At 70.5% G+C, this 12,079-nt stretch carries 14 protein-coding genes; 9 read left to right on the plus strand and 5 right to left on the minus strand.

Annotation, left to right across the window (positions count from 1 at the left end; genetic code table 11):
• Window positions 1-15: 15 nt before the first annotated feature.
• Window positions 16-1,032, minus strand: a complete 1,017-nt coding sequence (locus PV679_RS03425; RefSeq protein WP_319678700.1) for an aldo/keto reductase — start codon at window positions 1,030-1,032, stop codon at window positions 16-18.
• A gap of 6 nt (window positions 1,033-1,038) precedes the next feature.
• Window positions 1,039-1,503, minus strand: coding sequence for a MerR family transcriptional regulator (locus PV679_RS03430; RefSeq protein WP_319678701.1), 465 nt, complete (start codon window positions 1,501-1,503; stop codon window positions 1,039-1,041).
• An 87-nt stretch (window positions 1,504-1,590) separates the two neighbouring features.
• Here PV679_RS03430 and PV679_RS36115 point away from each other — a divergent pair, with 87 nt between their 5' ends.
• Both PV679_RS36115 and PV679_RS03440 read left to right on the plus strand, forming a co-directional pair.
• On the plus strand, window positions 1,591-1,821 hold the full coding sequence (locus PV679_RS36115; RefSeq protein ID WP_416069644.1) for a hypothetical protein: 231 nt from the start codon (window positions 1,591-1,593) through the stop codon (window positions 1,819-1,821).
• 10 nt (window positions 1,822-1,831) lie between these two features.
• On the plus strand, window positions 1,832-2,659 hold the full coding sequence (locus PV679_RS03440; protein WP_319678702.1) for a serine hydrolase domain-containing protein: 828 nt from the start codon (window positions 1,832-1,834) through the stop codon (window positions 2,657-2,659).
• A gap of 23 nt (window positions 2,660-2,682) precedes the next feature.
• On the opposite strand, the gene PV679_RS03445 is transcribed toward PV679_RS03440, so the two are convergent.
• A complete protein-coding gene (locus PV679_RS03445) occupies window positions 2,683-3,336 on the minus strand; it encodes a pirin family protein (RefSeq protein ID WP_416069652.1) in 654 nt (217 codons plus the stop codon).
• A 61-nt stretch (window positions 3,337-3,397) separates the two neighbouring features.
• Between PV679_RS03445 and PV679_RS03450 the strand changes: the two genes are divergently transcribed.
• The 5 genes from PV679_RS03450 (at window position 3,398) to fabF (ending at window position 8,280) form a co-directional block, all read left to right on the plus strand.
• Window positions 3,398-4,579, plus strand: coding sequence for a helix-turn-helix domain-containing protein (locus PV679_RS03450; protein WP_319678704.1), 1,182 nt, complete (start codon window positions 3,398-3,400; stop codon window positions 4,577-4,579).
• Between the two features lie 89 nt (window positions 4,580-4,668).
• Window positions 4,669-5,610: an ACP S-malonyltransferase gene (locus tag PV679_RS03455; RefSeq protein WP_319678705.1), complete on the plus strand. Its 942-nt coding sequence runs from the start codon at window positions 4,669-4,671 to the stop codon at window positions 5,608-5,610.
• A 12-nt stretch (window positions 5,611-5,622) separates the two neighbouring features.
• On the plus strand, window positions 5,623-6,624 hold the full coding sequence (locus tag PV679_RS03460) for a ketoacyl-ACP synthase III (protein ID WP_319678706.1): 1,002 nt from the start codon (window positions 5,623-5,625) through the stop codon (window positions 6,622-6,624).
• A 65-nt stretch (window positions 6,625-6,689) separates the two neighbouring features.
• Window positions 6,690-6,938: an acyl carrier protein gene (locus PV679_RS03465; protein WP_319678707.1), complete on the plus strand. Its 249-nt coding sequence runs from the start codon at window positions 6,690-6,692 to the stop codon at window positions 6,936-6,938.
• Window positions 6,939-7,017: 79 nt separating this feature from the next.
• The gene (fabF, locus tag PV679_RS03470; RefSeq protein WP_319678708.1) at window positions 7,018-8,280 is read left to right on the plus strand and encodes a beta-ketoacyl-ACP synthase II; all 1,263 of its coding nucleotides are present in this window, start codon (window positions 7,018-7,020) and stop codon (window positions 8,278-8,280) included.
• A 97-nt stretch (window positions 8,281-8,377) separates the two neighbouring features.
• Here fabF and PV679_RS03475 read toward each other — a convergent pair whose 3' ends face one another.
• Both PV679_RS03475 and PV679_RS03480 read right to left on the minus strand, forming a co-directional pair.
• On the minus strand, window positions 8,378-9,250 hold the full coding sequence (locus tag PV679_RS03475; protein WP_319678709.1) for an NAD(P)-dependent oxidoreductase: 873 nt from the start codon (window positions 9,248-9,250) through the stop codon (window positions 8,378-8,380).
• A gap of 34 nt (window positions 9,251-9,284) precedes the next feature.
• Window positions 9,285-9,779: a DUF3145 domain-containing protein gene (locus PV679_RS03480; protein WP_319678710.1), complete on the minus strand. Its 495-nt coding sequence runs from the start codon at window positions 9,777-9,779 to the stop codon at window positions 9,285-9,287.
• Window positions 9,780-10,048: 269 nt separating this feature from the next.
• Between PV679_RS03480 and PV679_RS03485 the strand changes: the two genes are divergently transcribed.
• Entirely contained in the window at window positions 10,049-10,981 is a 933-nt protein-coding gene (locus PV679_RS03485) for an SGNH/GDSL hydrolase family protein (protein WP_319678711.1), read from the plus strand.
• A gap of 44 nt (window positions 10,982-11,025) precedes the next feature.
• Window positions 11,026-12,012 carry an aldose epimerase family protein gene (locus PV679_RS03490; RefSeq protein WP_319678751.1) on the plus strand — a complete coding sequence of 329 codons (987 nt, stop codon included), beginning with the start codon at window positions 11,026-11,028 and terminating at the stop codon, window positions 12,010-12,012.
• The last annotated feature ends 67 nt before the right edge of the window (window positions 12,013-12,079 follow it).

The raw sequence follows: 12,079 nt of genomic DNA on the forward strand, positions 1-12,079 counted from the left end.
CAGGTGTGGGCGGGCCTACTCGCGGCCGGCCGAGGTGAAGGCCATGTCGGCGTACCGGCCGCCGGCCACCTGGTCCGCGATCGGCTCCAGCAGTTCCAGCTCGCTCGCGGTGAGGATGAGGCGCGTCGCGCCGGTGTTCTCCTCGATCCGGCTGGGCCTGCGCGTCCCCGGGATCGGTACGACGCCGAGTCCGTGCACCGCCGCACGCTGCTGCACCCAGGCGAGCGCGACCTGTCCGAGCGTGGCGCCGCGTCCTTCGGCGATCTTGCGCACCGGTTCGAGCAGCACGGCGTTCGCCGCCGCGTTGTCGCCGGTGAAACGGGGCTGCTGACGGCGGAAGTCGTCGGCGCCCAGCTCCTGCTCGGCGTTGACGAACGCGCCGGTCAGAAAACCCCGGCCGAGCGGCGAGTACGGCACGAGCGTGACACCCAGTTCGGCGGCGGCCGGTACGACGGCCGCCTCGATGTCACGGCTGAACAGCGACCATTCGGACTGCACGGCGGCGATCGGGTGCACGGCGTGCGCGGCGCGCAGCTCGGCGGCGGTGACCTCGCTCAGCCCGAGCTGCTTGACCTTGCCCTCGGACACCAGCTCGGCCATCGCGCCGACCGTTTCCTCGATCGGGACGTTCACATCGCGCCGGTGCATGTAGTAGAGGTCGATCACCTCCACGCCGAGGCGCTGGAGACTTCCCTCGACGCTCTGGCGGATATAGGGCCGGTCGTTGCGGATGAGCCGCTTGGTGGGCTCGGCCGGATTGATGCCCAGAGCGAACTTCGTGGCCACGACGACCTCGTCGCGGTGTGCCCGGACGAACGGCGCGATGAACTTCTCGTTCTCGCCGTTGCCGTACACGTCCGCCGTGTCGTACAGCGTGACGCCCAGCTCCAGAGCGCGTTCCAGGGTGGCCCGCGCCGCGTCGGCGTCCGTCGGTCCGTACGCGAAGCTCATGCCCATGCAGCCGAGGCCCTGGACACCGACCTCGGGGCCGCCGGTCCCGAGCCGCACCTTTGTGATCCCGCTGTCACTCATCAGGGTTCAAACCCTCTCCGACGCCCTGTGGGCGTCCGCGTAAAAGCCGATCTTGTGGTCGAGTACGGCGACGGTGTCCTGGAGCTCCGCGATCCGGCCCAGGACATCGCGCCTGGTCCGCGCCAGCAGTTCGCGCCGTTGCTCGAACGTCTCCTCGCCTACCCGGATCAGCTCGGCGTAGCGGACCATGTCCGCGACCGGCATCCCGGTCAGCCGCAGCTTCCCGACAAAGGCGAGCCAGTCCAGGTCACGGTTGCTGAAGCGGCGCTGGCCGGTGTGCGACCGGTCGACGTGCGGCATCAGACCGATCCGCTCGTACCAGCGCAGAGTGTGCGCGGTGAGCCCGGTGAAGGCGGAGACCTCGCTGATCGTGTAGCGGTCCTCGCCGTCGGGACGCGGATGCGCGCGGGGCGCCGCTACGCAGATCTCCACGCGTTCCGTCCGTACGGCCCTGCTCTCGATCAGCGTCATGACCTCAACGCTAATTCCTTGGAGTGCACTCGAAGCAAGCGGAAAAGGCGACGAGTTTCCCGGCGCCGCGCACTACCCTCCAGCCTCATGATCCTCGCACGCCGCGCGACGCCCGGCGACGCCGAAGAACTGGTCCGTCTCCGCAAGAACGATCTGCACGCGTCACGGGAGGGCGAGCCGCTGTACGCGTCCCTGGGCTTCGCCCGCACGCCCGATCCCTCGATGCGGCTGACGTTCCAGGACCTGGTCCGCCCGGACCCGCCGCAAGAGCCCGCCCGGCCCGCGACGGGGCGGACGCGGCACGGGAGCCGGCACTAGAGTCGGAGCCATGCAGAGCCTGGCGCTGATCGAGAACTGGCCGGCGACAACCGCCGCGGCCGCCGTCGTACGAGTGGACGGCACGGTCGCCGGGTCACACGGCCCCACATCACACCGGTTTCCGCTCGCCTCCGTGACCAAGCCGCTCACCGCGTACGCGGTGCTGGTGGCGTACGAGGAGGGCGCGGTCGAGCTGGACGAGCCGGCCGGGCCCGAGGGCTCCACGGTCCGTCATCTGCTCGCGCACACCAGCGGTCTGGCCTTCGACGAACACCGCGCGACCAGTGCGCCGGGCACCCGCAGGCTCTACTCCAACGCGGGGTTCGAGGCGCTCGCCGACCATGTCGCCAAGGCCACCGAGATCCCGTTCGCCGACTATCTCCGCGAGGCCGTGCTCGAACCGCTGGGCATGTCCTCCACATCCCTGGAGGGCTCGCCGGCCAGAGACGGCGTCTCGACCGTGGACGATCTGGTGCGGTTCGCCGCCGAACTCCAGGCACCACGGCTGCTCGACGCGCGCACCGTGCTGGAGGCGATGACGGTGGTGCACCCCGGGCTGTCCGGTGTCCTGCCCGGCTACGGCCACCAGAGGAACAACGACTGGGGTCTGGGCTTCGAGATCCGGGACACCAAGTCACCGCACTGGACGGGCGGTTCGTCCTCGCCGCGCACCTTCGGCCACTTCGGCCAGTCCGGTACGTTCCTGTGGGTCGACCCGGACGCCGGGGCGGCGTGTGTGGCGCTGTCCGACCGGGCCTTCGGCTCCTGGGCCGTCGACGCCTGGCCGCCCTTCACCGACGCCGTCCTCGCGGAGCTGCGCCGGGACTCCGCCCGCTGACCGCCGCCGGGCCGGGGCGGGGCTCAGCCCGACATCTCCCAGAGCAGCACCTCCGCCGCCGGGCCCGCGGCCAGCTCCAGTCCCTCGGCGTCCGTGACGCGCGCCGAGTCGCCCGGCCCCAGTTCCGCGCCGCCGAGGCGTACCGCGCCGCGGACCGCGTGGACATACACATGGGGCGCGTCGGGCACGGCGGCCCGCTCGCCCGCTCCGAGGCGCCGCACATGCAGCATCGCCCCGGCCGCGGGCACGGCGTACGGCGTGGAGTCGGCGATGCCGCGCACGATGTCGTACGCGGGCTCGCCGCCCGGCTCCAGTGGCGCCAGCCACATCTGTACGAAGACCAGGGGCCGGTCGCCGTCGTTGCGCTCCACATGCCGCACGCCGCCGGCCGAGCTGAGCCGCTGGACGTCGCCGGCCCTGACGACCGTGGCGTGCCCCGCCGAGTCGCGGTGTGTGAGCTCGCCCTCGACGACCCAGGTGACGATCTCCGTATGGCTGTGCGGATGTTCACCGAACCCGGCGCCCGGCGCGAGCCGCTCCTCGTTGCAGGCGAGGACCGCGCCGAAGCGGAGGTTCCCGGGGTCGTAGAAGCGCCCGAAGGAGAAGGCGTGCAGGGACTCGATCCCGGCGGAGGCATCGCCGCCGTGGTAACGCTCCGCCGCGTCGCGTACGAGAATCACAGGTCCACCGTAGCCCCGGCACCACAGGCACCCGACCCGATAAGGCAGTCTTGTCCCCGTGCCAGAACCCGCGAACGAACCCCATCCTCATCCCGCGACGCTGCGTCGGCTGGAGCAGTCCTCGGGACGGCTCGCCGCCAACGCCATCGCACGCATGGACGGGACGCTCCCGTGGTATCGCGCGATGCCGCCGGAGAACCGTTCCTGGATCGGGCTGGTCGCACAGGCCGGTATCGCCGCGTTCACAGAATGGTTCCGCCATCCGGAGACCTCGCAGGCCATCTCCACCGATGTCTTCGGCACGGCCCCGCGCGAGCTGACGCGGGCGATCACGCTGCGCCAGACGGTGGAGATGGTGCGGACCACGATCGAGGTCATGGAAGCGGCCATCGAGGAGGTCGCGGCGCCTGGCGACGAGGCGATACTCCGCGAGGCGCTGCTCGTCTACGCCCGTGAGATCGCCTTCGCGACCGCGCAGGTCTACGCGCAGGCCGCCGAGGCGCGCGGCGCGTGGGACGCCCGGCTGGAGTCCCTCGTGGTGAACGCCGTGCTCTCCGGCGAGGCCGACGAGGGCGCCGTCTCGCGGGCCGCGGCGCTCGGCTGGAACTCACCCGAGCATGTCTGTGTGCTGCTCGGCACCGCCCCGGACGGGGACAGCGAACTGACCGTCGAGGCCATCCGCCGGGCCGCCCGGCACGCGAAACTCCAGGTCCTCACCGGCGTCCTCGGCGACAGGCTGGTGGTGATCGCGGGCGGCAGCGACAACCCGCTCCAGGTCGCCAAGGCACTGATCGGTCCCTATGCCGCGGGACCCGTCGTCGCGGGCCCCGTGGTGCCCGATCTGCTGGCCGCCACCAGGTCGGCGCAGGCCGCGGCCGCCGGACTGAAGGCGTGTTTCGCCTGGCAGGACGCGCCGCGCCCGGTCCTGGCGGACGACCTGCTGCCGGAGCGCGCCATCGCCTCGGACCCTTCCGCACGTGACCAGTTGGTGGAGGAGATCTACAGACCGCTGGAAGAAGCGGGTTCCGCGCTGCTGGAGACTCTGAGTGTCTATCTTGAACAGGCGAGCAGCCTCGAAGGCGCGGCGCGGATGCTCTTCGTTCACCCCAACACCGTGCGATACCGGCTCCGACGTGTGACTGACGTCACCGGCTGGTCACCCTCGGACGTACGGTCCGCGTTCACGCTGCGGATCGCTCTGATCCTCGGGCGTCTGGCCGACGGGGATCCCCAGTCCTAGACTTTTGTCGTACTCCAACAATTCCCCTGATGGTTCTTCGTCCCTGTCCCCACGGGCGGTGAGGACCGTCCCCAAGAGAGAGTGTGAGGGTGCTCGTACTCGTCGCTCCCGGCCAAGGCGCTCAGACGCCCGGCTTCCTGACTCCCTGGCTCGATCTTCCCGGCGCCGAAGACCGGCTGCGGGCCTGGTCGGCCGCCCTCGACCTGGACCTGGTCCACTACGGCACGAAGGCCGACGCGGACGAGATCCGTGACACCGCGGTCGCCCAGCCGCTGCTGGTGGCGGCCGCCCTGCTGTCGGCCCGTCAACTCTTCCCCGCCATCGGGGACGTGGTCCGGGACGTCGGCGTCGTGGCCGGGCACAGTGTCGGCGAACTGGCCGCCACCGCGCTGGCCGGAGTGTTCACGGACGACGCGGCCATGCGGCTCGTACGGACCCGCGGGCTGGCGATGGCCGAGGCCGCCGCCACCACCAGGACGGGCATGTCGGCGCTGCTGGGCGGCGACCCCGAGACCACCTTCGCGTATCTGGAGAAGCTCGGTCTGACTCCGGCGAATGTGAACGGCGCCGGCCAGATCGTGGCCGCCGGCACGCTCGAAGAGCTCGCCGTGCTGGAGGCCGAGAAGCCGGAGGGCGTACGCCGCGTGGTGGCGCTCAAGGTCGCCGGCGCGTTCCACACGCGGCACATGGCGCCCGCGGTCGAGACGCTGGAAGCGGCCGCCCGGTCGCTCGACGCCGCCGACCCGGCCGTACCGTACGTCTCGAACAAGGACGGCCAGGCCGTCGCCACCGGCTCCGGAGTCCTGACACGCCTGGTCGGACAGGTCGCCAACCCGGTCCGCTGGGACCTGTGCATGGAAACCTTCGTCCAGCGGGGCGCGACCGCGCTGATCGAGCTGAGCCCCGGTGGCACCCTGACCGGTCTCGCCAAGCGCGCCATGCCCGGCGTGAAGACCCTGGCACTCAAAACCCCCGACGACCTCGACGCGGCCCGCGCCCTGATCGCCGAGCACTCCTCCACGGCTGAATAGGAGCCAGAGAGCATGTCGAAGATCAAGCCCAGCAAGGGCGCCCCGTACGCACGCATCATGGGCGTCGGCGGGTACCGTCCGACCCGTGTCGTGCCCAACGAGGTGATCCTCGAAACGATCGACTCGTCCGACGAGTGGATCCGCTCCCGCTCCGGAATCGCGACCCGGCACTGGGCCTCTCCGGAGGAGACGGTCGCCGCGATGTCCATCGAGGCCTCCGGCAAGGCGATCGCCGACGCCGGGGTCACGCCCGAGCAGATCGGCGCCGTGATCGTCTCCACCGTCTCGCACTTCAAGCAGACCCCGGCCATCGCGACCGAGATCGCGGACAAGATCGGCGCCGGCAGGCCGGCCGCCTTCGACATCTCCGCGGGCTGCGCCGGCTTCGGCTATGGACTGACCCTGGCCAAGGGCATGATCGTCGAGGGCTCGGCCGAGTACGTCCTGGTGATCGGCGTGGAGCGGCTCTCCGATCTGACCGATCTGGAGGACCGCGCGACGGCCTTCCTCTTCGGCGACGGCGCGGGCGCGGTCGTCGTCGGTCCCGCCAAGGAGCCGATGATCGGCCCGACCGTCTGGGGCTCCGAGGGCGACAAGGCCGACACCATCAAGCAGACCGTGCCGTGGGACGATTACCGCGACGGCACGGTGGCGAAGTTCCCGGCCATCACCCAGGAAGGCCAGGCCGTCTTCCGGTGGGCCGTCTTCGAGATGGCGAAGGTCGCCCAGCAGGCGCTGGACGCGGCCGGGATCAGCTCGGACGACCTGGACGTCTTCATTCCGCACCAGGCCAATATGCGGATCATCGACTCGATGGTGAAGACTCTGAAGCTGCCGGAGAGCGTCACGGTCGCCCGTGACGTGGAAACCACCGGCAACACTTCGGCCGCCTCGATTCCGCTCGCGATGGAGCGGCTTCTGGCGACCGGACAGGCGAAGAGCGGCGACACCGCGCTCGTCATCGGCTTCGGGGCGGGTCTCGTCTACGCCGCGACGGTCGTTACCCTCCCCTAGGCACTCCGGATCTTCCGGATCGTGTTCCGATATATCCCTCTGCTGACTATCGAAGGAGCGCCCACATGGCCGCCACCCTGGAAGAGATCGTCTCCGGTCTCGCCGAGATCGTGAACGAGATCGCCGGTATCCCGGTCGAGGACGTCAAGCTGGACAAGTCCTTCACCGATGACCTGGACGTCGACTCGCTGTCCATGGTCGAGGTCGTCGTCGCCGCCGAAGAGCGCTTCGACGTCAAGATCCCGGACGACGACGTCAAGAACCTGAAGACCGTCGGTGACGCCGCCTCGTACATCGCGGACCACCAGGCCTGACGCAGGTCGCGCGGCTGACGCCACCCGGTGGTGGCGCCGTATAAATTCAGCACCCTCTACACGTGGAGAAAGAATTCCAGTGAGCTCGACCAATCGCACCGTGGTCGTCACCGGTATCGGCGCAACCACACCACTGGGTGGCGACAGCGCATCGACCTGGGAAGGCCTTCTCGCGGGCCGCTCCGGCGTCCGGCCCCTGGTGGGCGAACGCTTCGCCAGTCTGCCGGTCCGTATCGCCGCCGTCGCGGCGGTCGACCCGGGCGATGTACTGCCCCGTCCGCTCGCCCGCAGGCTTGACCGCTCTGCGCAGTTCGCGCTGATCGCGGCCAGGGAGGCCTGGGCGGACGCGGGTTACACCGGCAAGGCCGGCGAAGACGCCTCCGTCGACGCGGACCGGCTCGGAACCGTGATCGCCTCCGGTATCGGCGGCGTGACCACCCTGCTCGACCAGTACGACGTGCTGAAGGAGAAGGGCGAACGCCGCGTCTCCCCGCACACCGTGCCGATGCTGATGCCGAACGGCCCCTCCGCCAATGTCAGCCTGGAGGTGGGCGCCCGCGCGGGCGTGCACACTCCGGTCTCCGCCTGCGCGTCGGGCGCCGAGGCCGTCGGCTACGCCGTCGAGATGATCCGCACCGGACGCGCCGACGTGGTCGTCGCCGGCGGTACGGAAGCGGCCATCCATCCGCTGCCCATCGCGGCGTTCGCCAACATGATGGCGATGTCCAAGAACAACGACGAGCCCACCAGGGCCTCCCGCCCGTACGACAAGGCGCGTGACGGCTTCGTCCTCGGCGAGGGCGCGGGCATCGTCATCCTGGAGTCGGCGGAGCACGCGGCGGCGCGCGGCGCGCGGGTCTACTGCGAGGTGCTCGGCCAGGGCATCTCCTCGGACGCGCACCACATCGCCCAGCCCGAGCCCACCGGGCGCGGCATCGCCAAGGCGCTCCAGAACCTGCTGGACTCGACCGACCTCAAGCCGTCCGAGGTCATGCACCTCAACGCGCACGCCACGTCCACGCCGCAGGGCGACGTCGCCGAGATCAAGGCGCTGCGCCGGGTCCTGGGCGACGACCTGGACCATGTCGCCGTCTCCGGCACGAAGTCGATGACGGGCCATCTGCTGGGCGGCGCGGGCGGTATCGAGACCGTGGCCACGGTCCTCGCGCTCCACCACCGCACGGCCCCGCCGACCATCAACATCGACGACCTCGACGAAGAGGTCGACGCGGATGTCGTACGCGGCGAGCCCCGCGCGCTCCCGAGCGGCACGATCTCGGCGATCAACAACTCGTTCGGCTTCGGCGGCCACAACGTCGTCCTGGCACTCCGCACGATCTGATTCCGGCGCTTCGCACGGCTCAGGCCCGGTCCCTCGAAAGAGGCCGGGCCTGAGCCGTTCGGCGGGCCCGGCATCGTCCGTCCGCGGCGCCGGGCCGTCAGTTGTCGAAGCTGGCGAAGTAGGTCGCCACCATGTCCTCGTCGCCGTGGCCCTGGGCCTCGGCCCGGCGGAAGCGCTCCGCGCCCGCTGCCGCGAGGTCCAGGTGTACGCCGGCGGCGTCGGCGGCCTGGACGATCAGACGGGCGTCCTTGCCCGCCGTGGTGACCGAGAACGCCGGGGCGTAGTCGTCGTTGAGGATCGCGGCGGCCTTGACGCGCATATAGCCGTTGTCCAGCGGGCCTGACATGGCCTCCAGGAAGTACCGCGGGTCGACACCCAGCCCCTTGGCCAGGGAGACGGCCTCGGCCGTGCCATGGGTGAGCACCAGGACCCAGCTGTTGCAGACGAGCTTGAGACGGGTGGCGGCCGCCGTGCTGCCGTCCTCGTCGAGCCAGACCGTGCGCCGGCCGATGGCGTCGAAGACGGGATCGAGCGTGGGCCGCGCCTCCTCCGGGCCCGCGGCCAGTACCAGGAGCTCGCCGCTCTCGGCAGGCCCCTTCGTACCGAGTACGGGCGCGTCGATGAAGACGAGTCCCTGCTGACGGGCGAGATCGGCCAGTTGGGCGAGGCCCTCGACGCCGGCGGTCGTCGACTGGACCCAGATGGCTCCGGGACGCAGACCGGGACCGGCGGCCGTCATGGCCTCCAGTGCGGCCGGCCCGTCGTACAGCATGGTGAGGACGACATCGGCGCCGGTGACGGCCTCGGCCGGGGTCTGGGCGACCCGGGCGCCGTCGGAGGTGAGGGCTTCGGCCTTTTCCGGGGTGCGGTTCCAGACGCGGACGTCGAGTCCCGCGCGGCAGAGGTTACGGGCCATCGCGGAGCCCATGATGCCGGTGCCGAGGACAGCTACTGTGAGTTGATCAGCCATGGGGACCACGGTAGGACGGCGTGGCCGGACGCGCTCACACGACCTGGTGCAACCAGCGGACAGGCGCGCCCTCGCCCGCGTAGCGGAAGGGCTCCAGCTCGTCGTCCCACGGCTTGCCGAGCAGCTTGGCGACCTCTTCCTCCAACTGGGTCTCGCCCTGCCGGGAGCGTGCGAGTGCGGCGCGCAGCCGGTCCTCGGGCACGAGGATGTCGCCGTGCATTCCGGTGACGGCATGGAAGATGCCCAGGTCAGGTGTGGCGCTGTAGCGCTCGCCCTCTGCGGTGGGACAGGGCTCCGCGGTCACTTCGAAGCGCAGCATCTGCCAGCCGCGCAGGGCCGAGGCGAGCTTGGACGCGGTGCCCGGCTGTCCCTTCCAGGACACCTCGGCTCTCCAGGTGCCGGGCGAGGCCGGCTGTCTGATCCAGTCGAGCTGGACGCGCAGGCCGAGAACGCCCGCCACCGCCCATTCGACGTGGGGACACATCGCGCGCGGTGCGGAGTGAACGTACAGAACTCCACGTGTCGTCACCGGGACCTCCAGTGTGGGACGAGGTTCGCCTTTCCCAGCGGCCTCAGTAAACAGCATCGGGAGTAAAACTCCGCAAAAGGGACAGCATGTGACGTGATGTAATTTACCGGAGCCGAGAGATCAGGCACCTCTGGTTCGACGTGGCAAAAGCTACCGTGCGGCGGGGGGCCCGGGGTGACGTACCGTCGGTCCCGGCCCCGATATGCGCGAAGCTTTCACTCGCCGGGACGCCGCCGGATGCCTGAGGACGCCAACGGGGAAGGGCCGTGATGCGGGAGAGCCGTCGGAGCTGGAGCCGGAGCCGGGCTCACGGCCGTCGCTCGCGCCTGGGCGTCGCGGCGCTGACGGCGGCGGTGCTCGCCGGCGGCTCCGCGCTGACCGGCTGCGATGTCCTCGGTCCGGCCTCGGACGCGACGAAGCGCGCCAGTCCTTCGCCGCGCCCCACGCCTGTCTGGAACCGCAGTCCGGCCTCGGTGGCGGCGGTCGGTGACTCGATCACCCGTGGCTTCGACGCCTGTGTCGTCCTCGCGGACTGCCCGGAGGTGTCCTGGTCGACCGGTACGGACAGCGAGGTGCGCAGCCTCGCGTTGCGGCTGCTGGGCGCACCGGCGGTGACGGAGCACAGTTGGAACCTCGCGGTGTCCGGGGCCCGGATGTCGGATCTGCCCGGCCAGATGATCCAGGCGGCGCGGCGCGGACCCGAACTGGTCACGGTCATGGTCGGCGCGAATGACGCCTGCCAGGACTCAGCCAAACAGATGACGCCGGTGGCCGACTTCCGTACGTCTTTCGAGCTGTCGATGCGCCGGCTGCGCGCCGGAGCACCGAGAGCGCAGGTGTATGTGTCGAGCGTGCCGGATCTCAAACGGCTCTGGTCGACCGGCCGCGGCAATCCGCTGGGCCGGCAGATCTGGAAGCTGGGCATCTGCGCCACGATGCTGGGCAACTCGCAGGACATGAGCAAGCGCGCGCAGAGCCGGCGGGCCCTGGTGTACGACCGGGTCGTGGCGTACAACGGCGTGCTGAAGGACGTGTGCGCCAAGGACCGGCGCTGCCGCTACGACGGCGGAGCGGTCTTCGACTACCGGTTCACCGGTGCCCAGCTCAGCCACTGGGACTGGTTCCATCCGAGCAAGAACGGACAGGGCCGGCTGGCGGAGATCGCGTACCGCAACGTCACCGCGGCGCGGCCGCCGTCCTGACCCGGCGCGGGAGCGGTCCGGCGTAGGGTACTTATGTGACTGTCATGAACACCGAACGCGTCGGTGCGACCGCCGAGGGTACGCCCGTCCACCGCTGGACCCTCGAACGGGCCGAGTCCCGGGTACGACTGCTGACGTACGGCGGAGTCGTGCAGTCGGTGGAGGTGCCCGACCGGAACGGCGGCATCGCGAATGTGGCGCTCGGCTTCCCCGATGTCGCGGGCTACCTCGGCTCGCGCGGACCGTACTTCGGCGCGCTGGTCGGCCGTTACGCCAATCGCATCGCGGGCGCCGCCTTCACTCTGGACGGGCGGACGCACCGGCTCGCGCGCAATGACGGGCCGAACAGTCTGCACGGCGGTGAGCAGGGCTTCGACCGGCGGGTGTGGCACGCGGAGCAGGACGGCGACCACGGAGTGCGGCTGTCGCGGATCAGCGCGGACGGCGAGGAGGGCTTCCCGGGCCGGGTCGAGGTCTCGGCGACGTACACGCTGGAGGCGGACGGCGCGCTGCGGATCGACTACCGCGCGGTGACGGACGCTCCGACGCCTGTCAATCTGACGAATCACACGTACTGGAACCTGGGCGGCGCGGGCAGCGGCACCGCGACCGGGCACGAACTGCGGATCGCGGCCGGCCGGATCACTCCGGTGGACGGCGCCGGTGTGCCGACCGGAGAGCTGATGCCGGTCGACGGCACGCGCTTCGACTTCCGCGCGCCGCGCCCGGTGGCTCTTGGCTACGACCACAACTTCGTGCTGGACGAGTTCGGGCCGGACGCGGAGCGGCCGGTGGCCGAGCTGTACGACCCGGAGTCGGGCCGGCTGCTGACGGTGACGACGACGGAGCCGGGCATGCAGCTCTACACCGGCGACCATTTCGACGGGAAGCCGTACGGTCCGGGCGAGGGCATCGCGCTGGAGACCCAGCACTTCCCGGACTCGCCGAACCGCCCGGACTTCCCGAGCACGGTGCTGCGGCCCGGTGAGGTGTACACCTCGACGACGACGTACGGCTTCGCCGTCAGATAGCGGAGGTCGGCTTCGCCGTCAGATAGCGCAGTACGGCCCCTGGGCGGCGTCAGGTTCCGCCCCGGGG

It is taken from the genome of Streptomyces sp. AK02-01A (genome assembly GCF_033795305.1).
Lineage (GTDB): Bacteria > Actinomycetota > Actinomycetes > Streptomycetales > Streptomycetaceae > Streptomyces.